19 protein-coding genes are annotated in these 24335 nt (G+C 33.7%); 14 read left to right on the top strand and 5 right to left on the bottom strand.

All coding sequences use genetic code 11. The annotated features are described in order from the left end of the window. Positions 1-3 precede the first annotated feature (3 nt). Both KO527_RS19865 and KO527_RS19860 read left to right on the top strand, forming a co-directional pair. The gene (locus tag KO527_RS19865; RefSeq protein WP_216042001.1) at positions 4-264 is read left to right on the top strand and encodes a hypothetical protein; all 261 of its coding nucleotides are present in this window, start codon (positions 4-6) and stop codon (positions 262-264) included. Further along, the gene (locus tag KO527_RS19860) at positions 251-1939 is read left to right on the top strand and encodes a Na(+)/H(+) antiporter subunit D (RefSeq protein WP_216042000.1); all 1689 of its coding nucleotides are present in this window, start codon (positions 251-253) and stop codon (positions 1937-1939) included. The genes KO527_RS19865 and KO527_RS19860 overlap by 14 nt, the downstream gene beginning before the upstream one ends. 151 nt (positions 1940-2090) lie before the next feature. Here the strand turns inward: KO527_RS19860 and glmS are convergent, their stop codons facing one another. The 4 genes from glmS to KO527_RS19840 all read right to left on the bottom strand — a co-directional run bounded on the left by glmS (position 2091) and on the right by KO527_RS19840 (position 8035). Beyond that, positions 2091-3923, bottom strand: a complete 1833-nt coding sequence (glmS, locus tag KO527_RS19855) for a glutamine--fructose-6-phosphate transaminase (isomerizing) (protein ID WP_216041999.1) — start codon at positions 3921-3923, stop codon at positions 2091-2093. Between the two features lie 63 nt (positions 3924-3986). After that, positions 3987-4757 carry a DeoR family transcriptional regulator gene (locus KO527_RS19850; protein WP_216041998.1) on the bottom strand — a complete coding sequence of 257 codons (771 nt, stop codon included), beginning with the start codon at positions 4755-4757 and terminating at the stop codon, positions 3987-3989. A 265-nt stretch (positions 4758-5022) separates the two neighbouring features. After that, on the bottom strand, positions 5023-5682 hold the full coding sequence (locus tag KO527_RS19845) for a helix-turn-helix transcriptional regulator (RefSeq protein ID WP_216041997.1): 660 nt from the start codon (positions 5680-5682) through the stop codon (positions 5023-5025). Positions 5683-5968: 286 nt separating this feature from the next. After that, complete coding sequence (locus KO527_RS19840) at positions 5969-8035, bottom strand: winged helix-turn-helix domain-containing protein (RefSeq protein WP_216041996.1); 2067 nt, start codon at positions 8033-8035, stop codon at positions 5969-5971. Between the two features lie 227 nt (positions 8036-8262). Between KO527_RS19840 and KO527_RS19835 the strand changes: the two genes are divergently transcribed. From KO527_RS19835 to KO527_RS19785, 11 genes are all read left to right on the top strand, one after another. Continuing rightward, entirely contained in the window at positions 8263-8454 is a 192-nt protein-coding gene (locus KO527_RS19835) for a hypothetical protein (RefSeq protein WP_216041995.1), read from the top strand. Between the two features lie 102 nt (positions 8455-8556). Further along, the gene (locus tag KO527_RS19830; RefSeq protein WP_216041994.1) at positions 8557-8739 is read left to right on the top strand and encodes a hypothetical protein; all 183 of its coding nucleotides are present in this window, start codon (positions 8557-8559) and stop codon (positions 8737-8739) included. Between the two features lie 57 nt (positions 8740-8796). Further along, positions 8797-9825 (top strand): radical SAM protein, encoded by a 1029-nt coding sequence (locus KO527_RS19825; RefSeq protein WP_354668642.1) that lies wholly within the window; start codon positions 8797-8799, stop codon positions 9823-9825. Positions 9826-9830: 5 nt separating this feature from the next. Beyond that, positions 9831-10526, top strand: a complete 696-nt coding sequence (locus KO527_RS19820; protein ID WP_216041993.1) for a hypothetical protein — start codon at positions 9831-9833, stop codon at positions 10524-10526. A 12-nt stretch (positions 10527-10538) separates the two neighbouring features. Then, complete coding sequence (locus KO527_RS19815) at positions 10539-12653, top strand: peptidase domain-containing ABC transporter (protein ID WP_216041992.1); 2115 nt, start codon at positions 10539-10541, stop codon at positions 12651-12653. Positions 12654-12681: 28 nt separating this feature from the next. Next, positions 12682-13908: an HlyD family efflux transporter periplasmic adaptor subunit gene (locus KO527_RS19810; RefSeq protein WP_216041991.1), complete on the top strand. Its 1227-nt coding sequence runs from the start codon at positions 12682-12684 to the stop codon at positions 13906-13908. Between the two features lie 20 nt (positions 13909-13928). Further along, a complete protein-coding gene (locus KO527_RS19805; protein WP_216041990.1) occupies positions 13929-14633 on the top strand; it encodes an ABC transporter ATP-binding protein in 705 nt (234 codons plus the stop codon). Then, the gene (locus KO527_RS19800) at positions 14627-17020 is read left to right on the top strand and encodes an ABC transporter permease (RefSeq protein WP_216041989.1); all 2394 of its coding nucleotides are present in this window, start codon (positions 14627-14629) and stop codon (positions 17018-17020) included. The genes KO527_RS19805 and KO527_RS19800 overlap by 7 nt, the downstream gene beginning before the upstream one ends. After that, positions 17013-19370 carry a prolyl oligopeptidase family serine peptidase gene (locus tag KO527_RS19795; RefSeq protein WP_216041988.1) on the top strand — a complete coding sequence of 786 codons (2358 nt, stop codon included), beginning with the start codon at positions 17013-17015 and terminating at the stop codon, positions 19368-19370. Before KO527_RS19800 ends, KO527_RS19795 begins: the two co-directional genes overlap by 8 nt. 224 nt (positions 19371-19594) lie before the next feature. Continuing rightward, positions 19595-21004 (top strand): TIGR00366 family protein, encoded by a 1410-nt coding sequence (locus KO527_RS19790; protein ID WP_216041987.1) that lies wholly within the window; start codon positions 19595-19597, stop codon positions 21002-21004. 458 nt (positions 21005-21462) lie between these two features. Next, complete coding sequence (locus KO527_RS19785; protein ID WP_216041986.1) at positions 21463-21675, top strand: hypothetical protein; 213 nt, start codon at positions 21463-21465, stop codon at positions 21673-21675. Positions 21676-22028: 353 nt separating this feature from the next. Here KO527_RS19785 and KO527_RS19780 read toward each other — a convergent pair whose 3' ends face one another. Then, a complete protein-coding gene (locus KO527_RS19780) occupies positions 22029-22898 on the bottom strand; it encodes a LysR substrate-binding domain-containing protein (protein ID WP_216041985.1) in 870 nt (289 codons plus the stop codon). Between the two features lie 215 nt (positions 22899-23113). Between KO527_RS19780 and KO527_RS19775 the strand changes: the two genes are divergently transcribed. After that, entirely contained in the window at positions 23114-24244 is a 1131-nt protein-coding gene (locus tag KO527_RS19775) for an S-(hydroxymethyl)glutathione dehydrogenase/class III alcohol dehydrogenase (RefSeq protein WP_216041984.1), read from the top strand. Positions 24245-24335: the final 91 nt, after the last annotated feature.

The raw sequence follows: 24335 nt of genomic DNA, 5'->3' as shown, positions 1-24335 counted from the left end.
ATTATGAAAAATAATAATGAAAGTGAGAAACACTGGCTGGTTAGAAAGAAAACGATAGTGTTACTTTGGCGCGTCGGTCTGATGATTTTGTTTTTATTAGTTATGGCTGATTTTTTTGTTCATGCTCACCCATACTTCGGGATTGACGGCAGCTTTGGTTTTTATTCATGGTTCGGACTTATAACCTGTATCGCTATGGTGCTTGTTGCCAAGGCGCTTGCCATTTTTTTAAAGCGTAAGGATACTTATTATGATGATGAGTGATTTCCCGCCTGGGCTTGTATTAATTCTTGGTGCTTTTTTATTGCCAATTATAAGCCAAAAGTTTAGACCTATCCTTACGTTAGGCTTGCCAGTTGTGGCACTCTATTTAATTTGGAATTTACCAAATGGTGTGTTCGCTACAATACCACTTTTCGATTATCAACTGTCCTTAGTTCGTAGTGACGCTCTAAGTCGCATATTCGCGACGGTTTTTTCCATTATGACATTTGGAGGCAGTTTATATGCGCTTAAGCAGAAGAGTGTTTTGGAGCTATCTGCGGTATTTGTATACGCGGGAAGTGCTATTGGCGCTGTATTCGCCGGAGATCTGATCAGCCTATTTGTATTTTGGGAGCTTATGGCAGTGGCTTCTACTCTTATCGTGCTTTCTGTACGTAGTAAACTCTCATTACAAGTTTCAATCCGTTACTTTTTAGTCCACGTATTCGGCGGTACCTTGTTATTAGTGGGCATATTAGCGCATATCTTGGACACAGGTTCGACAGCATTCAGTGCAATGGAGCCAAATACCTTTGGCACAATACTTATCATGGCTGGTTTTCTTATTAACGCTGCTGCACCGCCACTTTCTGCATGGTTATCTGATGCCTATCCAGAAGCATCATTCAGTGGCGCCGTTTTCCTCTCTGCTTTTACAACAAAAACAGCCGTGTATGTTTTATTACGTGGTTTTCCAGGTGCAGATATTCTCATTTATATCGGAATCTTTATGATTTTTTACGGGATTATCTACGCGTTATTAGAAAACGATATGCGTCGGATCCTTGCTTACAGTATTGTAAATCAAGTGGGGTTTATGGTGACGGGTATCGGGATTGGTACCGATATGGCGCTAAATGGTGTTGCTGCGCATGCCTTTACTCACATTATCTACAAAGCACTACTACTGATGTCTGCAGGCTCTGTGCTTTACATGACAGGAAAACGCAAATGTACCGACCTCGGCGGCTTATTTCAAAGCATGCCTCTCACCGCCATTTGCGGCATTATTGGCGCACTTTCAATCTCATCATTTCCTTTGACTTCTGGTTTCATAAGTAAATCAATGATCAGTCAGGCGGCTGCAGATCAAAGCTTAACAACCGTTTGGTTTTTCTTGATGGCAGCCTCTGCAGGTGTATTTCTTCATGCGGGTATTAAATTCCCTTGGTTTGTTTTTTTCCAAAAAGATTCGGGCATGCGCCCATCAGATCCTCCTTGGAGCATGAGATTAGCAATGCTTCTTTTTTCAGGAATTTGCATCGGTTTAGGCGTATTTCCAGAATATTTATACGCTATGCTGCCCTATGAGGTCACTTACAAACCTTATACTGTCACGCATGTGATCCATATGTTGCAGCTGTTATTATTCTCTGGTTTTGCTTTTTTCCTCATGTTGCCTTGGATGAAACGCACATTAACCATAACCCTAGATGCTGATTGGATTTATCGCCGCGCAATGCCAAATGTATTGCAAAAAATGTTTAGTATTATTTGGCAAATAGATCGTTCATTAAGGGATGTATTGAAATTAAAGCTTAATCTATATTTAAGTTATTTTTCTGGTAAGAGTGGCCGACTGAGTATTCTACTCTCACAGAACCACCCTTCGGGTAGTATGGTTATGTGGGTCGCTGTTGTACTCGCTACTTATTTATTGCTTAGCTTTATTTAATAAAATATCGACTCACTATTTTTATAAATTATTAAGTGGTTTATCTGCATCAAACATAAAAAACCTCCTGTTAAGTTAAACTTATCAGGAGGTTAAAATGACAATCAGACCTTACAGTCTTTCGACAACCTCTAAAACCACAAAGTATTGATTATTCAACAGTTACAGATTTTGCCAAGTTGCGTGGTTGGTCAACATCAGTACCTTTGATCACAGCTACATAATAAGATAATAACTGTAGAGGTATGGTATAAACAATTGGCGCTAAAATATCTTCAACTTGGTTCACGTTTACTACACGCATAGTGTCATCTGATTTAAACTCTGACGCTTTATCAGCAAATACATAGATGATACCGCCGCGTGCACGTACTTCTTCTACGTTAGATTTAAGTTTTTCTAATAATTCATTGTTTGGTGCAACAACTATGATTGGCATATCAGCATCAATCAGTGCTAATGGACCATGCTTTAACTCACCAGCAGCATAAGCTTCAGCATGAATATAAGAAATTTCTTTAAGCTTTAAAGCACCTTCCATCGCGATTGGATATTGATCACCACGACCTAAGAACAATGCATTTTGTTTATCAGCAAATTCTTCTGCTAAATCTTCGATACCAGACGCTAGGCTTAATGCTTCTTCTAATTTATTTGGTAACGTTTTAAGAGACTTAATAATATGCGATTGGTCTAAGCCTTTTTCTTGTGCGATACCCGCCACTAACATTAATAAACCAACAAGTTGTGTGGTAAATGCTTTAGTTGAAGCAACACCAATCTCAGTACCGGCTTTAGTCATAAATGCTAAATCAGATTCACGTACTAAAGATGATCCCGCTACATTACAAATCGTCATCGACGCCATGTAACCTTGCTCTTTCGCAAGACGTAAAGCAGCTAAGGTATCAGCTGTTTCACCAGATTGTGAAATGGTGACTAATAAGCTATTTTCATGAACAAAAGATTTACGGTATCTAAATTCTGATGCAATTTCGATATTACAGCTCACACCGGCATGTTGCTCTAACCAGTAGCGCGCAACCATACCTGAGTGATATGACGTACCACATGCAATAATTTGTACATGTTTTACATCTTTTAATATTTCGATGGCATTTTTACCATTAAAAGTACCAAAAGCATCATCAACAACACGGTCATTAGTTAAACGACCTTCAAGTGTATTACGTACAGCAACTGGCTGCTCGTAAGTTTCTTTAAGCATGTAATGACGGAATTCACCTTTACCAGACGCATCTTGCGTAATGTTAGACTCATGTACTTCACGTTCAACTAGCTCACCGTTTAAGTCGTAAATTTCAACTGACTCACGAGTAACACGTGCAACATCACCTTCTTCAAGGAACATAAAGCTGCGCGTAACAGGTAATAGTGCTAATTGATCAGAGGCGATAAAGTTTTCACCTAACCCTAAACCAATTACAAGTGGGCTACCTGAACGAGATACGATCATTTCATTGTCGTTATCTTTATCAAATACAACTGTACCGTAAGCACCTTCAAATAATTTAACGGCACTTTGTACTGCAGATAACAGGCTATCAGTCGTTTTACGTAAGTCATGAATGGTATGTACCATAACTTCAGTATCTGTATCTGATAAAAATTCGTAACCTTTTGATTTTAGATCGTTACGTAATTTGTCATGATTTTCAATAATACCATTATGTACTAATGCAATTTGGTTATTTGATAAATGCGGATGCGCATTTGCTTCAGTAACACCACCGTGAGTTGCCCAACGAGTATGTGCGATACCAGTAGTACCTTTACAACCCGATTCATTAAGCGCTTTTTCTAAGTTCACCACTTTACCAACTGCTTTCACACTTGATAGATCAGAACCATTTAATAAAGCAACGCCAGCTGAGTCATAACCACGGTATTCAAGGCGCTTTAAACCTTCAACTAAAATTTTATTTACTGGGCGTTCTGCAACAGCCCCAACTATTCCACACATATCTTTCTCCTGCACGGGTGTATGGTTAATATCTCAATATCCTTATGGATATATATGTATTTATTACTCTACTTCAGCACAAATAAGTTGTACGCCACAACCTTTAATCGCTTGGCAAATATCTTCAGCCAAGTTGTTGTCGGTTATTAAGGTTGTCACTGAGTGCCAAGGTAATTCTAAATTTGGTATTTTTCGGCCAATCTTGTCAGATTCGACCATTACGATTACTTCTCTCGCAGATTCAGCCATCACTTGGCTTAATCCCATTAATTCATTAAACGTTGTAGTACCACGTTCAATATCAATGCCATCTGCACCGATAAAAAGCTGATCAAAATCGTAAGAACGTAAAACTTGTTCTGCAACTTGACCCTGAAAAGACTCAGAATGCGGATCCCAAGTTCCTCCGGTCATCAATAATGTAGGTTCATTTTCTAGAGATAACAATTGATTAGCGATATTCATGGCATTTGTCATTACCAATAAACCACGCTTACTAGTAAGTTGCGATATTAAAGCTGCCGTTGTTCGGCCACTATCAATAATAATACGGTTATGATCTTTAATGAGGTTAGCAGCTGCTTTGGCGATTGCCATTTTGCGACGCGAAACGAGTTCTTCATTGCTTTGTGCAACAATTTCTTGAGGCAATGCAATAGCACCACCATAACGACGTAATAACAGGCCGCTTTTTTCTAATGCGGTTAAATCCTTTCGAATCGTAACTTCTGAAGTTTCAAATTGTTCAGCCAAAGCATCAACCGTTACTTCACCAAGATCATTAACTTGGCTAAGTATCGTATGTCGTCTTTGTTGAGTGTTTCGTTTTGTCATTTGGCTGCAATTAAGTTTCGATTCGAAAGATAATACTATTTAAACAAAACTTAACTGAAATAACAATGATCGAGCATCAACAATCGTAGATTTTTATATTAGAGTATCTAGTATTGATATTTGAATAAATGAACAGCTAATTGGCAGGATTAATCCCATAAAGTAAAGTTATAGGTTTATTGAAACAAGCTTAAAATACTAATGCATAGTTATCATAAAATAATAAAGCTAAAACAATTACTTGATTTAGCTTAATGCATTCTAGCTATACTAATAAATGACCATTTAAAGCACATTTAACAATTGCTTGCTGTCGGTTAATACTATCTGTTTTTACTATGCAGTTAGCTAAATGAAAATCAACAGTTCTTTGACTGATAGACAATAACTGACTAATTTCCCATGAAGTTTTGCCATCTGAGGCCCATTTAATACATTCCAATTCTCTTTTAGTCATTTTATGACTATCATCTGCTATTTCTTTTTTGTATTTATTATAGATAAATGAAGATAACATTAGCCAAAACCAGCCTATTTTTTCAACTACCAATCCTCTTTGTTTTTCTGAGTTTAATAAAAAAGTTAAACAAGCAAATTCAGATCCCACACCGTTAATAGGTATAACCAAAATTTCAAGATTATTACTTTCAATTGATGCTTTATCTTTAATAACTAAAGATTTTGGTTCTATCTCATTTAAACAATAATCACTTATATCTATGCTTTTTTTTATTCTTTCTTGCATGTTTATAGGTATATTACCAAGAACACTCACTTCATATTTATTATTCAATTTTGGTTTAAAAATGACTAAACCAGACCATTTATAATTAAATAAATCAGTTACTTTTTCAAAGAATAAAACTAACTGCTCTTTAGAATCAATACAGTTAATTTCTTTAATTAAGCTTTCGATATACTGCATGTTAACCCCAACTCACAAATTTTAAGAATTACCCTTCCTTTTTGCAAGTATCTAATATCTTACAAACACTAAAAGGAGAAATAGAATCTGTTTCAGAGATTAAAACAGTATCTTGTAAAACTAAGTTCATTGTAAAAACTGTAATTAAAATTATTAATAAATTTAACGGTTTCATTATTTGTTGCATCCTATAAATATTTAATAAAAACAGGAATAACTTTAAATAAATAAAAGCATAAAACAATAATAACGATATGACTTTTATGAAAATCACATAAAAGTCACATTATCTGATGGATAGTTTTAAGATTTGAGAACCTTTTATATCTTTTTGAGAAAATAACAATTTATTTTTCTCTTTATTAATAACAAAGGCCGGTGGTACTTTTTCATAGTCGTAAGATTTGCTGTATTCTTTAACTTTATTTAAATCACTGAGATCTATTTGATGAAATGTTGTTTCTACTAAATCATGACTACTCCAATAAATAGAGCTTTTATGAGTGTCCCAATAAGTATCTGGCTCAATTGATATTTGATATTTTAAATCTAAAATATTTTTAGTTTTTACTGTATATAAATATAATTCACCATACGCATCTGTCAGTACAAGGTCTTTTTTTAGATATCGAATTGAACGATACCCATCTAGAAATAGTTTTTTTTCTGATGATTCAATATCATATTGTAAAATCACCCAACCACTAAACCTTTTAACCGAATAAAATACATATCTACCATCATCAGAAAATATTGCATCTCCAATAAATTCATCTCCGCCAGTGATATATGTTAATTGACTTGTTTTTATATTTATCAGCGCAAATCTATCATTAATTTTTATTAATTCCACAGGCTGATTTTTGTGTGAATTTATTAATTCAATGGGATACTGAGTCTCTAAGTAAGAAACTCTATTTTTTGTTAATGGATCAAATTTAAATAATTCGGTATGACTTGGCTTAACATCCAAAGCTAAATAGTTGTCAAGTTGATAAGTAAGATGTTTAATTGTTGTTGGCATATCAAAAACTTTTTGCGTTCTCCAATTATCCATAGGCAGTTGTAATTCAACATATATTTTTTTGGGAGGTTGTTTTTCTATTAATAATAAATCATTTTTATTAATGACAGATACTGCGGTCGTATCAACTATATTAGTAGCTATATTTGTACTAAGTACACTTTTCAAATTAAGTTGATATAAACTGTCTTGATCTAGCAACAGTAAATCGTCATCACTTAGCCAATTAATATCTTTTATTTTCTTCGTTTGGGTATGCCGATAAGTAATATCATCACTCAATAAATCAACGACTCTAACTTCATAACTTTTATCATATTTTGACTTCCTGAGTACAGCCATAAACTGGCTATTAGGAGAGATACTTCCACGAATATCTGAATGTGATTCATCTACACTTGATGTTACTCTAGAAATATTTGAACTTATTAAATTATACTTAAAAATATTAACGGGCTCATTTATATTTTTTTGCCCAGAGAAGTAAATTATTGAGTAATCTTCCGAGGTGAATACATCACCAATTAAATAAAATCCATCAATCAGTTTTTTTGGAATATAGTCATTTCCAGTATTATTTAAGGTAACTTGATAAATAGATGAATTGCTTTCTATTAGATCTGAAAAAAATAATAACTCATTATTTCTTGAAAATGCAAGAGAGAAAGGGAAGTGGACATCACCTTGAATTGCAGTAAAATCATGCTGATTTTTTTGCTTAATAAAGACTTTAAACCCAGTGTTTTCACTAACTCTCCCTGAGAAAGCAAAAAATTCATTATTTAATGATTGCTCCACCGCAATTTTACTACCTGGTATTGTAGGCAGTACTTTATGTGATGTTTTTACTTCAAGACTACTCCCTAATAAAAAGTACTGAATACTTAACCCACTAAATAAAATCAAAGATAATATTATAATGAAATATATCTTTTTTAACTTTAGAAACCTTTTAGCAGGTAATGACTTATTTTCAACTGCCATTAAAGCCTCTTGTTGAAAGACTTCATTTTTTTTTGGAACATCAAATTCGACTGAGCAAATTAATTTATAGCCGCGTTTAGGTAATGATTGAATATATTTGGGAGATTTATGATCATCATTAAATAACAATCTTATTTTACTAATTATTCTTCTAACTGCAGCATCCGATACACAACGGCCTTTCCAAACGTTTTCGTGTAATTCCGTCATTGAAATATAACGGTCTTTATTTTCACAAAAATACAACAATACAGACAACACTTTAGGTTCTAGTATTACATCAACTCCATCACGAGTGAGTACTATATCCTCTACATTTAATGTGAAACATCCTATTTTAATCACTATACCGCCCTAATTTACCCGAAAAAGATACTCCCCAGTATCAAGCTTGATAATAACTGAATCGAATTTCATTTACTACAAAACACATAAATCAATGATAAATAAAGAAGTTACAGCATAGTCACACATAAATCACAGGTAGATTATTGCTCGTTATTTGTCTTAATTTACATTCGTATGCAATGTAAAAAGCCAAAATAAGACTTGAACAATAAAAGAGAATAACGATGAACAATTCAAACTTGAGCAAAAATACAACAGTAGAAGCAATAAGAACTAATGAAGGATTCATCGAAATTACCAGTTTAGAATTACTCGATGAAATGGTTGGTGGCTTAATAAGCCCAGAAGCAGCTTTATGCCAGCTTAAAGAAGATGAAATCAATACTACAAAATATTCCGTAACTGAAGCTATTTAAAATAACCTGATATATTTACCAGTTTTGTAAAATTTTAGATTCTGCATAATTATCCCATCCTTTATTTGGATCTAAAACATAACTAATAAATAGGAATATAAAATGACTAATAAATTTGAAAATATTGAAAGCGAAGAAATTAAATTAAATAAAAATGGTGAAATAGAGCTAAGTCCTGAATTAGCTGATGCTGTTTCAGGTGGGTTTAATCCAGAGCAAGAAGATGAAGAAGCTGCTGCAAAAAATAAAATATGTGGTTTAGGTTGTGCAGAACATCAAGCATAACAGTTATGGCGTGTACAAAAAGTATACGCTTTATTTTTTAAAGTATAGGGGCTAATTGTGACAGAGTCGATTAAAGGGTTTTCAAAACACGCTCTCGCTAGCGCGTTAAATAGTAGTGAATTTCAATTAATTCTTTTCCCAACTGAGCAATGCAACTTTAGGTGTGTATATTGCTATGAAGATTTTGAAAAAGGAAAAATGCAGGAATGGTTAGTTAAAGCCATAAAAGAGTTTATAGCAAATAAAATACCTACTTTAGACAAATTAACTTTATCCTGGTTTGGCGGTGAACCTTTATTAGCTGATGATGTAGTTTTTGAAATTTCAGAGTATGCGCTAGATTTAGCAAAAAAATATAATTGCAAAGTTGTTGGTGACATAACAACAAATGGCTCTTTACTTAGCATAAAAACACTTGAACGCCTTGTTAAATCTAATCAAAATTATTTTCAAATATCAATAGATGGGGATGAGAGTTTTCATAACAAAACTAGAGTAATGAGAACGGGTAGAGGTAGCTTTGATAAAATTTGGACTCGCATAATAGCAGCTTCTAAAACTCAATTAGATTTTAAAATATTATTACGTATTCACGTAACAGATGATAACCAACAAAGCATCTTAGATTTTTGCGAACGATTTAATCAACATTTAAGTCACGATAGTCGCTTCACTCTATATTTTAAAGCAATTGAGAATTTAGGTGGAAATAGTCAAAAAATAAAGCAATTAATAAAAAAACAAAGCGCTAAAGATTTTGCAACCGAACTGACGGCTCGTTATGAAAAAAGTTTAGACATATCTAAAAATGGAAATTATATCTGCTATGCATCAAAAGCAAACTCTTTAGCAATCAGATCAGATGGAATACTAAATAAATGTACAGTGGCATTAAATGATGATTTAAACGCGGTTGGCAAAATAAATCAAGATGGAACCTTAGAGATAAATAATCATAGATACTCAACTTGGTTAAAAGGCTTTACAACTTTGAATAGTTGGCAACTAGGCTGTCCAATGTCCTACATTAATAATAATAAATCTGAGTTTGATTTTGGTGATATACAAATTAAACAGGTCGGGTAATTGCTATGTCTGTAATAAATATGTTTCGTAAAGAAGCATTAAGACATCAATATAAATCTCAGGAGTTTGGTCATTCAGTGATCAAACAACCTAATATTATTAATAAGTCAATTTGGGCTTTATGCTTTACCATGCTTATTTCTGTAATTATGATGCAATATATCACTTTAACTAGCACTCAAGATTTTAATATCGAAATAGCAGTTGATAACTTTCAACCATTAGTTTTGCCAGCACCAAGTATCATAACCAAGCAGTTAGTTAAAGAAGGCGAGCAAGTAGATAAAAATCAATCAATTTATTTATTATCCAATATAAATGAAATCAAACCTAAACAATATTACCTTAGATCCCCATCTTCTGGATTATTTTTTCATTTAAACACAGATAGTAATATCAGCTCCCCCTACAAACCTATCGGCTTTATTTTAAAAAACAATTCTAATAATGAGTTTTCTTTTTGGTTAAAAGACAAACCGAAAAAAAATATTTTAGTTGGTGATAAAGTAATAATCTCTATTGATGAAAAAAAGTTGGAGGGCAAGGTTTCCATGTTATTAGGAAACTTTACAAATAAAAATGGTAAAAAAATCTATATAAAGCTTAATAACATACGTGAAATTTCTGCATTATCACCTAAGGCAAATATGTACTTATCTTTAACACAGCAACCCAAATCTATTGCTCAACTATTAAACTAGCTGAGGTATCATATGCAGTTAACCGACTATATTAATTTTAAAACAGCAAAGCTCCCTATATTTCTTCAAAGCGAAGTAGCCGAATGCGGTATTACATGTTTAGCAATGATTGCCTATTATCATGGCTATAAAATTAACATGCTCGCTATGCGTCAAAAATACCCTGTTGGTATTCAAGGGATCACAGTAAAACAAATTATCAAAGTAGCAGATGATATAGGTCTATCTGGTAGAGTACTCAAATTAGAAATAGGTCAGTTAGCCAAAGTAAAAGGCCCTGCTATCTTACATTGGAACTTTAATCATTTTGTAACATTATGCTCTGTTAATAGAAGTGGTGTCGTGCTTCATGATCCGGCAAAAGGTAAAATAAAATTAGACTGGAATCAGCTATCGGAGTCATTTACAGGTATTGTTATTGAATTAACACCTACTTCAAATTTTGAAAAAAAAGATGATCGCGTAAAAATGCCTTTAACAGCATTTATAGGTAAGGTCGAAGGTCTTGGTATATCTTTATTAAAAATTTTTGTAATCGCAATTCTTTTACAATGCTTATTTCTAGTAGCACCTTATTATATCCGTTTAGTCATAGATCAAGGTATCCCTTTATCTGATAAAAGCCTACTAATATGGCTATTAGGCGGATTTATTGTTATCACTTTATTAACATCTGCAAGTAATGTTCTGCGCTCGGCAGCGATTTTATATTTAGATAAAAATCTTGGCTTTCAAGTCAAAGCCAATATCCAACGTCACTTATTACATTTACCTATGTCTTTTTTTGAAACTCGCCATATAGGTGACATTAAATCTCGATTTGAAGCATTTAACGAAGTACAAAGAATGATCAGCAGAGGGTTCATTTCAGCAGTAGTTGAAGGGTTATTGGGGATCACGACTTTAATAATAATGTATAGTTATGAACCATCACTTGCAATCATATCTCTTTCTTTTTTATTACTAACTTTAATGGTTCGTTTATTCTTAACTAGCAAAGAAAATAAACATTTAGAGCAAGCATTAGCTAAACAAGCAAAAGAAAATAGTCATTTTATAGAAACCATTCGCGCAATCATGCCAATTAAATGCTATGTCAAAGAAAGTGCTAGACTTTCTTCTTGGCTCAACTTGTTTGCCGATACGACCAATGAAAATATACAAAGAGAAAAAGTTATAATTTCGGCTGAAATAAGCCAAGAGTTTATCAGTAAGTTAGATTATCTCATTATTATTTTTTTAGGCGCATTATTAATTATTGATAATGTTTTTACTGTTGGTATGTTTATCGCTTTTTTAGCTTATAGGCAGCAATTTAGTAACAGTGCACAAACTTTAGTTGACCAATTATTTCGCTTTAAACTTGCATCCACTTATTTGCGACGTATGTCAGATATTGTTCTTCAGGAACAAGAAACTGACAATAGCACTCAACCCTTAATAAAAGACAATATCAAAGGCCATATAGAAATACGTAATTTACACTTTAGATATAGCTCATCTTCAGTTTGGTTATTTCAGGGGTTAAGTTTTGAGATACAAGCGGGTGAGTCTGTCGTAATTACAGGAAGATCAGGTTTAGGTAAATCGTCTCTATTAAAACTAATGACAGGACTTATCAATGCCGAACAAGGCGATTATTTTCTCGATGGTCAATCAATTAAAAGTATCGGTATTCGTAACTTCCGCTCAATGTGTGCAACTGTTATGCAAAACGATCAACTTTTAAATGGATCTTTAATCGAAAACATCACTTTCTTCGAGCCTACACCCAATTTAGACAAAGTAATTGAAGCTGCAAAAGGTGCCTATATCTGGCAAGAAATTCAAGCTATGCCTATGGGTTTACACTCTCAAGCAGGAGATTTAGGAAGTGCCTTATCTGGAGGGCAAAAACAAAGACTGCTATTAGCGAGAGCTTTATACAGCCAACCTAAAGTTTTATTTTTAGATGAGGCAACCAGTCATTTGGATAACAAAACAGAAATGCATGTAAATCAATACCTAAAAGAAAAATGTATCACACGCATAAGTGTTGCTCACCGTCAAGAAACAATCGAAAGTGCAGATAGAATTATCGATTTAGAAAGCTTAATCAAAAATAATAAAATTGAACTAGTTAGCTAATAAAACTAGTAATAAGAGTCTATAAATAATGAAAATAAATTCAAAAAATATATACAAAGGATTAATCGGTTTATCAGTACTCATGATAATTTCTGGCTGGCAACTCGGCTATGCTGATAATGCACATGTTATTTCTCGTGATGCCATTAGTATTGATAAAGTTCAAAATGGTGATTTTTCGATAAAAATTGAAGGGTATGGTTTATTACAGTCAATCAATAAACGCTTACTCACAGCAACCAGTAATGCAGTTGTTGATGAAATAAAATTAAAAGCAGGGGCAGTTGTTAACCATGATACGGTTATTTTAACACTTAAAAATCCAGAGCTTGAAGGAAAGTTACGCCAAGCACTTGCGAAACTAAAAAACACAAAAACTCAAAAACGACAGATCGTACTAAAACAACAAAGAGAAATGCTTAATAGCGAATCTCACCTATCTGAATTACAAGCTCAAGTTGAAATAGCGATGTTACAAGTTGAAGCCGAAAGAACTTTAGCAAAATCGGGTATTGTTTCTGGTATTAACGCAAAGAAAAATGAATTAAAAGCCAAACAATTAGTTAACCGAGTTCAATTAGAAAAATCGAAAATAGCCAAATTGGTTACGATGCAAAATGAAGCTATATCAATTCAAGAAGACTTAATAGCTCAATCGAGTGAAGAATTTGAAGTAGCAAAACTGATGGTTGAGCAACTATCGGTAACAGCTGGTATAAACGGCGTTATTCAGCGCTTCCCATTAAATTTAGGCCAAAGTGTCACCATAGGAACAGAATTAGCGTTAATTGGTAGCTTATCCCCATTAATTGCAGAAATTAAAGTACCTCAAATTCAAGCCCATTTAGTCAGAGCTGGTATGCAATCAGAAATTCAAACCTTAAACAATCAAATAAATGGACAAGTAGTTCGTATAGACCCTGTTATTAACGAAGGCGCAGTACAAATAGATATTAAACTGGTAACTGATAAGCTTGATGGGATTAAACCAATGCAACAAGTCGATGCCACTATTTTTTCTCAAGTACAAACAAATACAAACTATATAAAAACACCAACTGGGGTGAATGAAAATAGTACTGTGATGTTATATAAATTAACTGATGATAATAAAGCCAGCCAAGTAGAAGTTCAATTTGGTAAAACATCAGGACAATTGATTCAAATAATTTCAGGTCTTAAAGCTGGCGATAAAGTTATTACCTCTCGACTCGATTTAGAAACCAACATAAAACAAATAAAAATTGGTAGTTAATACTAAGAAAAGGCATTGCAATGAATACTGAAATATTAAAAATTAACAAAATGACAAAATCCTTTTCTTCTTGTGATCAAGTAACTCAGGTATTAAAAGGTATTAGCTTTACAATTTACGATGGCGAGTTTGTATCTATATCTGGCCCTTCTGGTTGTGGTAAATCAACCTTACTTAATATTATGGGATTACTCGATACCCCACAAACTGGTGAATACTATATAGATGGTTTACTTGTCTCAGAGATGAATGCAACTCAAAGAGCGCAAATAAGAGGTAATAGAATAGGTTTTGTTTTTCAATCATTTAATTTAATTGATGAGATATCCATTTTAGATAATGTAGCGCTGCCATTAAAGTATAGAGGTGTATCTTTACAGGTCCGTCGCATCCGCGCATTAGAATGTTTAGATAAAGTTGGCCTATCTGATAAAGCTAATTTACTTCCTAACCAGATCTCTGGAGGCCAACAACAGCGAGTATCAATTGCCAGGGCTTTAGCGGGTGACTCTGGCATTATGTTAGTAGATGAACCAACTGGTAATCTAGACTCAAAAAATGGTGATGCGATTATGTCACTACTTCAAGATTTAAATCAACAAGGTACAACCATTGTTTTAGTGACTCATGATCCAAGGTATGCCGATATGGCTTCTCGTAGCATAAAACTAAAAGACGGCTTAATTGTACCTGATGAAAAGATTGAGGTTGCTACAGCATGTTAATGAAAACAGCCTTACAAACATTTAAGCGTGCAAAACAATATTATTTAACAACAGTAATAACCTTAGCCCTTACATTATCTATGGTATTAAGTGCGTTTACTTTAGTAGATTTAGTGTTTTTTTCTCCTTTACCCTATAAAAATAGTGATAATATTTTTTTATTAGAAGGCACGTTAGAGTCTAAAAGTTACTCTGGACCTGGTACAAACTCACAAATAATAGAATATATCAAAAGTAATAATACTGTATTTTCTGATGTAGCGACTTACCACCAATGGTCTAACTATAAATTATTTGATAATCAAAAAAGGCCTGAAGTAAATGTAATTTTAGCATCAAGTAATTTATTTGAAATACTCGGTGTTCAACCTCAATTAGGCCGTTTATTTAGCAATAAAGAAAGTTTAGGTAATAAACAAACATCTATCATTCTAGGGTATCGCATTTGGCAACAAGAATATAATGCCGACAAAAATATTATAGGTAAAAAAATCCAATTAAATCAAAGACGATTTACAGTTATTGGTGTAGCACCAGATAATTTAGTTTTACCGCAATTAAATAATATAAACTCAGCTTTTTGGATCCCGATAGATATGGATGAAACTTTCGATCCTAAAACGGCTAATGATTTTATGGGTGCCTTTAAAGGTATCGCTAGAGCAGAACTAAATCAATTAGGCAATGCCAAAGAACAAATTAAAACGTTGTCTGGTACTGCTGCACAATTATATGCTCCAAATGTATTAAAAGACTTTAAGATAAGTGCACAATTGACAGATTTTAATACTGCCTTAAAAGGTGATAGCGGTAATATAGTATTAATGTTACTACTCGGTGTATCCCTGTTAATGATCATTGCTTTAATTAATTTATCAAGTATGCAATTAGCTAAAGCAGTAACAAAAATAAAATCTATTGCTATTAGCTTTGCCTTTGGTGCCACTAACAAGCAATTGATTATTGAATCGTTTAAACATAATACGATTGTTATCAGTATTTCAGTAATATTTGCGCTGATTCTTACGCAAACAAGTTTTGAAATCATCCAGCAACTTGCCTCAAACTCTATTCAAAGATTAGATACTTTAGCTATTAGTTTTAATACCATTTTAGTTTCAGCTTTATTAACTATATTAATTGCCTTGTTATACTCCTATATTGAATTGAGTGTGGTTAAAGAGAAAAACTTAACTGATAGCTTACAAAGTAGTGGTAAAGGTACTGGTAAACAAATAAGTTCAGGCGTAAGCCATAGTCTAATTGGTCTGCAAATTTTATTTTCTTTTTTAGTTTTAGTTTCTGCTAGTCATGTTGTTTTAGATACTTTGGCAGAAGCTTTAAGGGATTCTGGAATCGATACTGAAAACAAATGGTCATTAACTATAAATTACGCCAATATCAAAAACTCAGAAGAGCGTATCAATTTACATAAATCAATAATAAATCAGCTTTCGAATTTAGATTCTATAGATAGTGTTACTGTAACATCGGAATCTAGATTGCCAGAGTCACTTAATGTAAACCAAGTTTATGATGAAAATAACCAATATATTGCACAAGCTAGAAAAATTTTAATTGGTCATGATTATTTACACCAACTCGGTATTACGGTTGATGGTAAGAATTTTAGCAAAGGTGACAGAGAACTAAATAACTACCCTATATTAGTAAATCAACGATTAGCTGATATTTTAGCGACTAACAATCAAGAAGTAAGAGCACAAAAAATCAGTTTAGATGGAAAAACGCAACACAAAATTATTGGTGTAACGAGTAATATAAATGTACCTGGGGGCCAAGAAGACGAAACTTATGAGATTTATATTCCCAAAAACTATTCAGGTTGGCGTCAATATTCTTACTTAATTACAACACATTCACCATTATTAGTTGAACAACAAATAATAAATAACATAACTGAAATAGATAGTAGGCTAGATATCAATCGTTTAGCATCTTTAACACAGCTTTTTGATGAAAAAAGAAAACATCACCTTACCGCTGCTTGGATTTCAATTGTTTTAGCAAGTGTTTCTCTACTGATGGTGTGCATTGGTATCAATGGTATTGTAAATTACCTCGTACAAGTTCGCCGTTATACATTAGGCGTAAAACTAGCTATGGGAGCAGATAACCGCCGTTTACTTAAAGACAGTATCATTGAATTAATGCAACCTATATCAATGAGCTTGATACTCGCCTTTTCAATCTGCTTTTTAGTGGTTGGTTATAGTGTTTCTAATCCTAACTTTTCGCTACCAGTGAATTGGGGACTTATTCTTAGTATATGGGTTGGATTGTTCATTATTTCTTTGATAGTTAGTTACTTTCCCATTCAAAAAACTTTAAAACAAGATCCTATTAAGGCATTAAGAAATGAATAATCTATCCGTTCTAATTTTATGTTTTTATATTTCAATATTCTCGGTAAATTTAAGTGCTATTGAGCCTAATAACTGGAATAAATTAATGGATAGTTCTAACGAACAATATTTAGTTTTATCACCAGATGATGAACAAACTTTATTATTACATCAAATTAATTACCCTTCGATTGAAACACTTTCAGAAGGGAGAGAAGCCTTAGGTGGTCTTGAGTTTTATTCTCAAAATACAAATTCACCTAAAAATGATATATATAGCCACCTTACTTTAGTTAATGCTAATAATGTGCAATCAATTATCAAACCTAAATCAGGGGTTATTTTAGATTTTAACTGGTCACCAAACTCAAAATTAATTGCTTTATTAGTTCATTACAATCATAAAACAACATTATGGTTGTACGATATTCAATTCCAAAAATTACAACAATTAAGCAATAAAAACCTATCAACCAGAATTGGTGGTCGACATTTACGCTGGTTGCCAGATAATAAGACTATATTAGTAAAACAAGCAAAAAATCAATTTTTACCACCTATTAAAAATTCATTAAAGCCAAAAATAGAATCTACCAAACTTCAAAAAATACAAGGGAGAACCTACTCTCACTTATTAAATGATGAAATCAAACAACAAAGATTTAAGTCATTTACAGATTCAAAACTAATAAGCATTAACATAAAAGGAGAACTTAATACTTTAAATCATACGAGTATGGTTGATGACTTTTATGTTTCACCCAACGGACAATATCTTTTAATTTCAAGTTTACCTGCCAAGCTGTCATCTTTAGTTCCTTATAAAAAGTGGGGGCGCAAATATTACATTCTCAATTTAGAAACAAATAAATCAAAATCTCCATTACCTCGATTAAAAGATAAATATAAGCTTAAAAAAGATAGTGTTCCGATAGGATCTCGAAGTGTTCAATGGCTACCATTTGAGCCTGCGACTATCTCATGGGTTGAAGCTGTGGATGGAGGTGATATGACTAAAGATTTATCTATTCATGATCATATATACAAAATGTCTTTTCCATTTAATGAAAAAAAAGATTTAATACTATCAACCAAATGGCGCTATTATGATATCTACTGGAGTAAATCTGGAACTGGAGTTTTACAACAATGGCGATACAAAGATAAACAAGCTTTAACCCAATTAATTCATTATTCAGACTTAAACAGTGTTAAAACATTATCACAAAGAGATTATCGTGATAAATATCAAGATATTGGAGATCCATATAGTGATAGAACCTCTATGGGTAATAGAGTTTTAGTTGAAGACGCACACAGTAATATATTTTTTATGTCACTAGGTCAAAGTAAAACAGGTGTAACACCTTATGTAGATTCATATAATAAAACCGAACGAAATCGCGTTTTTACTAGCAAAGGCAGTTCTTTAGAAGTTCCTATAAAAATCACACCAACCACATTGATTATAAAAAAAGAAGCAGCTGATAACCCACCACAATATATACGTTTAACAGGTAAACAAAAAAAGCATGCTACGACCATTTATACTGATAACAGCCGGATGCAATTTAAACACAAGCCTGAGTTAATTAATTATCAAAGAGATGATGGGTTAAACTTACAAGGTACATTACATTTACCAAATAGTTATAGTTCAAAACAAGGTAAAAAATACCCAGCTGTTTTATGGATCTACCCTAAGGCTTTTAAAAATAAGAAATTAAGCGAACAAAACACGATAGCAGCGAATCAGTTTAGAAAATTTAACCCTAATGGTCCTTTAGTTTTTTTACATGATAATATTGCTGTTTTTGAATCACCTTCTATGCCAATAGTGGCTGAAAATAATGGGCAACCAAATGATCAATTTATAGAACAATTAATCTTGAATGCTCAAGCAGCTGTAATAGCACTAGAAAAAACGGGAAAGATTGATGTTCAGAACCTTGCTATTATGGGACATTCCTATGGTGCTTTTGCTGTCACTAACTTACTCGCTCATACTGACTTATTTAAAGCTGGAATAGCTAAAAGCGGAGCATATAACCGCACTTTAACCCCTTTTGGATTTCAAGGTGAAAAACGTAATTTATGGCAGGCAAAAAAAAGCTATTTAGATATGTCTCCATTTTTATTTGCTGACAAAATAAATGAGCCTTTATTATTGGTTCATGGTGAAAATGATTTAAATTCTGGTACTTACCCAATTCAATCTAAACGAATGTACCAAGCTTTAGTGGCTAACAATAAAACCGCGAAATTAATCATGCTCCCATTTGAAGGTCATAATTACAAAGCTAAAGAAAATTTAAATCAAGTGCTCATTCAACAATCTTCTTGGTTAAAAAAATGGTTAATCGTCAATTAGTACATTCTAAATTTTTATAAATAAAGTTAGGTGTTAATGTTTAATTAAATATATAGCACCCTAACTTAAGCCCCAAAGCTAAAATAATGATCTGATATTTTAAATAAATTACCTGAAATTCAGATTGAACCTTTATTAATATAAATGTAATCCAAAAATAAAACAGGTATTATGTCGCCATTTAGGGACCGCATGGTGCGGTTTTAATAACGATAGGAGTACACATGTTTAGTAAGTTAAAAGTGCCTCATACTTTAATTCTCTTACTGGGAATGATGGTAATAGCACTATTTGCCACTTGGGTAGTACCACAGGGCTTTTTTGAAACTAGTTTATCTGAATCGGGTAGACAAATGGTGGTAGCTGGCACTTATCAAGTTCTTGAAGAAAAAACCTACTTAACTCCTTGGGATTTATTAACCGCCATTCCACGTGCATTTGCAGCTGCACAAGATGTGATCTTTTTTGTATTGATTGTTGGTGGTGTATTAGCAATTGCCAGAGCCACAGGAACAGTTGATGCGTTAATCGGTCGTTTATTAGAAAAATATGGTACTCGCCCACAAAAACTTATTTTTATGGTGGTTTTTTGTTTTGCTATGGCTTCAAGTAGCATAGGAACAGCTGGTGAATACATTCCATTTGTACTCATTTTAGTGGCGTTATGTAAAGCCATGAAGCTAGATGCGATGACAGCTGTAGGCATGATAGTCGCAGGTTACGGTATCGGTTATGGTGTATCAGCCTTTAATCCTTTCACTGTTCTAATTGCACAGCAAATTGCTGAAATTCCTGTTTATTCTGGCATTTGGCTTAGATTGGCTATCTTCATTCCGTTTGTATTAATTGGCTTTCACCATGTTTGGCAATATGCACAAAAAGTAAAAGCAGATCCAAAAAGCTCTATGATGATAGGTGTTGCATGTCCATTATCGGGTCAAGCACAACCAAGTTACCCTAAGTTAGAAACGAGACACAAAGTTATTTTAGGTAGCTTTTTAATTACGTTAACTTTAGCGGTTTGGGGCATTGCAACTAAAGGCTGGTACCTTTACGAATTAGGCGGTGTTTTCATTGCTTGGGGCGCTTTAATTGCCATACTAGGAAAACTATCAGCTGATGAAACAGCTGAACGTTTTATTGAAGGTGTATCAGACTTAGTTACTACGGCTATTTTAATTGGTGTAGCACGTGGTATCGCTTTAATCTTAGAAGATGGTCAAATTCTGCATACTTTAGTGCATAGTATGTCAGTGCCTTTATCATATATGAGTGCGGAAATATCAGCTGTTGGTATGTTAGTAATTCAAACCTTTTTGAATACCTTTATTCCATCAGGTTCAGGACAAGCTTATGTCACTATGCCACTTATGGTACCTGTAGGTGACTTAGTGGGTGTACCAAGACAAGTAGCCGTATTAGCTTATCAATTTGGTGATGGTTTCTCTAACATGATCATACCAACTAATGCCGTATTAATGGGTATTTTAGGTATGGCAGGTGTGCCTTATGGTCACTGGTTTAGATTCTGTTTACCATTATTGTTGAAACTAATGGCTGCCGCTTCGCTTGTTTTAGTACTAGCAGTGATGTTTGGTTATGGGCTAGATGTGCAACCTGTAGTCGCATCTTAGGTTTTTACTAAACAAGCTCTACTTTTTAAAAACCACATGTTGTTAATGCTGCATGTGGTTTTTTATTTTGATCTAAACTTTTCCAATAAAATAATCATGCACAATTATTAAAATTGACACCACTCCCCCTTTAATCGCATCCGAAATAAAATATCAGTTTAGTAATGTCGAGTGCAGGACGCACTCGCAAGCTATGATTACTACAGGGAAGTAGCTTCATAGCGGTTACATAAATAACTGATAATTTAATTGAGGAAACGGTGTGATTATTGGGGCGGCTTTTTCTTGGTTCGTTCTTTTTGGCCGTTTAAAAAGAATGAACAAAAACTAAAATTAAATTCAGACTAACATTTATGTCCATATAGTTAGCCGCTATTTTAAATATATAAGTTTTATTTTCATCATGCTGGCTTCTTATTAATACTCAACTATAAATAATAGCTAAAAGGAGATAGTGTATGAAAAAAGTAATTTACGCCTTAATACTGCTTTTAGCATCACTGAATGTAAGTGCTAAGTTGATGGCGGATAAATTTGATGTAATGGTATTAAACAGTCAAATAATAGTTGAAGCAACTCCTATACATTTTGAAAATAATAAAACCACTTTTGAGATAAATTCGTTTTACAAGGGAGAAATAACTAGTAATAAAGTCACTATAACCCGATAAAATGAAGAACATGACCAGTCAATATCATATATTGGAAAGCATATCCTTTTTCTAAACAGCGACTCTAAATCAGGGTGGATTTCAACATTATATGGTCGAGGATATTGGCCTTTACTGCCTGTAACCGATATAAGAGGAAACCAAAATAAAGAATGTTCTTCAGGAGTGCCTAATATAAGTCCATTTAATATGGTCCATCCTGGAAAGCATTTAAAATCGAAAGTCATGAAGATTTACTACAATTATCTTGGATATGAAAATAACCTTATTGAACATGTAGTTTATTGCCATCAACAAATAAAGAATGCGGTAAATCATCTTATAAAAAATGCAGAAGCGACCCAAAAAGGAAATTAACCCAACATTTCAGCCAAATAATCCACCAGCAGTCGTACTTTGGGTGATAAATGTCTATTCTGTGGATAGAGTGCCCAAATACCTTCTTCTGGTTCTTGGTAGTTTTCTAAAATTGAAACCAGATCACCAGATTTTAAGTCTTCACCTATATAATAATCAGGTAGTTTTATAAGCCCTATACCTTTAATTGCTGCATCTCTTAAACCATAACCACTATTACACGTCAAAGAACCTGATACTCGTATGGATTTTTCTTTTCCTGATTCAATAAAACGCCAATGGTCTGTATTACCTACTAAACAGTTATGTTGCTTAAGTTCTGATAATGAGTGTGGAATACCAAATTGCTCCAGATATTTAGGAGATGCGCATACATATTGCGTTCTGCTAGTGAGGCGTTTAGCCATCATGCTTGAATCACCCAACTTACCTAAGCGTATTGCTAAGTCGTATCCGCCTTCGACTAAATCTACCGTTTGATTACTGAGTACTACGTTAACTTCGACTTCAGGATATTGCGTCATAAAGTCTATGACTAATGGCATGATATATTTTTCGCCATAGGTAACAGGCGCAGTGAGCTTAACCAACCCTTGTGGTGCATTGCGTAAATTACTAATTGCCCGCTCTGCGTCTTCAAGCCCAGCCATGACTTGCCGACAATGGCGATAATAAACTGAACCCTCTTCAGTTAAAGATACTTTTCGAGTTGTACGATAAAAAAGCTTGGTATTAAGGCGGTTTTCTAATGCACTTACCTGACGACTCACTTGAGCTGTTGATATGCCTAATATTTTAGACGCACCAGTAAAGCTAGATGTTTGTGCCACAGATACAAACTCTGATACACCTTCCCATAAAAACATAACTCACCCAAATTTGATTCTTTATCTATTATTACTATACGGTAAAAGTAATTTGCATTTAAAGTTAATTATCATTCAATAAGAAACAAAGTAGAATTCACGCCATCGAAATAAGCGATGCAAATAATTCGTCGTTATTTAAGTTAACTTCTATAGTATTAAGCAATAAGTCGCACACATAAAATATAGGCCTTGTGCCACATTGGAGATAAACAATGACTGATAAATTTATTAAATCAAAAGCTGCTGTAGCTTGGGGCCCAAACCAACCTCTTAAAATTGAAGAAGTAGATGTAATGCTGCCGCGTAAAGGCGAAGTATTAGTAAAAATAGTAGCTACTGGCGTATGTCATACTGATGCATTTACTTTATCAGGTGATGATCCAGAAGGTATTTTCCCTTCAATTTTAGGTCATGAAGGTGGCGGTATTGTTGAACAAATTGGTGAAGGCGTAACAAGTGTTGCTGTTGGCGACCATGTTATTCCACTTTACACAGCTGAGTGTGGTGTGTGTAAGTTCTGTACATCTGGTAAAACAAATCTATGTCAGGCTGTTCGTGAAACTCAAGGTAAAGGCTTAATGCCAGATGGCACAACACGTTTTTATAAAGACGGCCAACCTATCTACCATTACATGGGCTGTTCTACATTTTCTGAATACACTGTATTACCAGAAATCTCATTAGCAAAAGTAAATAAAGAAGCACCATTAGAAGAAGTCTGTTTATTAGGGTGTGGTGTTACAACAGGTATGGGCGCAGTGCTAAATACAGCTAAAGTAGAAAAAGGCGATACAGTTGCCATATTTGGTTTAGGCGGTATTGGTTTATCAGCTATTATCGGTGCTAAAATGGCTGGTGCAAGCCGTATTATTGGTATTGATATCAATGAATCTAAATATGAGTTAGCTAAAAAGTTAGGTGCTACTGATTGCATTAATCCAAAAGATTTTGATAAGCCAATTCAAGAAGTGATAGTTGAAATGACTGATGGCGGCGTTGATTACTCTTTTGAGTGTATCGGTAATGTTGATGTAATGCGCTCAGCTCTTGAATGTTGTCATAAAGGTTGGGGCGAATCTGTAATTATAGGTGTTGCTGGTGCAGGCCAAGAGATCTCTACACGTCCATTCCAACTTGTAACTGGTCGTGTATGGCGTGGTAGTGCATTTGGTGGTGTTAAAGGTCGCTCTGAGTTACCAGAAATCGTAAACCGCTATATGGCTGGCGAGTTTGCTCTTGATGACTTTATTACACATACAATGTCACTTGATAACATTAACGAAGCATTTGATCTGATGCATGCAGGTAAAAGTATTCGTACTGTAATTCATTTAGATAAGTAAGGTTTTTACTTAAACCTATTAAGCCTTTTATTATAGTTATGTAATTTAAGGCTTAATTAATCTAAAACCGAGATTTCCGATAAAACACTTC

Source organism: Pseudoalteromonas sp. C2R02, assembly GCF_018860845.1.
Lineage (GTDB): Bacteria > Pseudomonadota > Gammaproteobacteria > Enterobacterales > Alteromonadaceae > Pseudoalteromonas.
This window is presented reverse-complemented; position numbering and strand designations above follow the sequence as displayed.

What these genes read in the sequence shown, in the direction of transcription:
- KO527_RS19865 (WP_216042001.1), top strand. Translation starts at nt 4, where the DNA reads ATGAAAAATAATAATGAAAGTGAGAAACACTGGCTGGTTAGAAAGAAA.
- KO527_RS19860 (WP_216042000.1), top strand. Translation starts at nt 251, where the DNA reads ATGATGATGAGTGATTTCCCGCCTGGGCTTGTATTAATTCTTGGTGCT.
- glmS (WP_216041999.1), bottom strand. Translation starts at nt 3,923, where the DNA reads ATGTGTGGAATAGTTGGGGCTGTTGCAGAACGCCCAGTAAATAAAATT.
- KO527_RS19850 (WP_216041998.1), bottom strand. Translation starts at nt 4,757, where the DNA reads ATGACAAAACGAAACACTCAACAAAGACGACATACGATACTTAGCCAA.
- KO527_RS19845 (WP_216041997.1), bottom strand. Translation starts at nt 5,682, where the DNA reads ATGCAGTATATCGAAAGCTTAATTAAAGAAATTAACTGTATTGATTCT.
- KO527_RS19835 (WP_216041995.1), top strand. Translation starts at nt 8,263, where the DNA reads ATGAACAATTCAAACTTGAGCAAAAATACAACAGTAGAAGCAATAAGA.
- KO527_RS19830 (WP_216041994.1), top strand. Translation starts at nt 8,557, where the DNA reads ATGACTAATAAATTTGAAAATATTGAAAGCGAAGAAATTAAATTAAAT.
- KO527_RS19820 (WP_216041993.1), top strand. Translation starts at nt 9,831, where the DNA reads ATGTCTGTAATAAATATGTTTCGTAAAGAAGCATTAAGACATCAATAT.
- KO527_RS19815 (WP_216041992.1), top strand. Translation starts at nt 10,539, where the DNA reads ATGCAGTTAACCGACTATATTAATTTTAAAACAGCAAAGCTCCCTATA.
- KO527_RS19810 (WP_216041991.1), top strand. Translation starts at nt 12,682, where the DNA reads ATGAAAATAAATTCAAAAAATATATACAAAGGATTAATCGGTTTATCA.
- KO527_RS19805 (WP_216041990.1), top strand. Translation starts at nt 13,929, where the DNA reads ATGAATACTGAAATATTAAAAATTAACAAAATGACAAAATCCTTTTCT.
- KO527_RS19800 (WP_216041989.1), top strand. Translation starts at nt 14,627, where the DNA reads ATGTTAATGAAAACAGCCTTACAAACATTTAAGCGTGCAAAACAATAT.
- KO527_RS19795 (WP_216041988.1), top strand. Translation starts at nt 17,013, where the DNA reads ATGAATAATCTATCCGTTCTAATTTTATGTTTTTATATTTCAATATTC.
- KO527_RS19790 (WP_216041987.1), top strand. Translation starts at nt 19,595, where the DNA reads ATGTTTAGTAAGTTAAAAGTGCCTCATACTTTAATTCTCTTACTGGGA.
- KO527_RS19785 (WP_216041986.1), top strand. Translation starts at nt 21,463, where the DNA reads ATGAAAAAAGTAATTTACGCCTTAATACTGCTTTTAGCATCACTGAAT.
- KO527_RS19780 (WP_216041985.1), bottom strand. Translation starts at nt 22,898, where the DNA reads ATGTTTTTATGGGAAGGTGTATCAGAGTTTGTATCTGTGGCACAAACA.
- KO527_RS19775 (WP_216041984.1), top strand. Translation starts at nt 23,114, where the DNA reads ATGACTGATAAATTTATTAAATCAAAAGCTGCTGTAGCTTGGGGCCCA.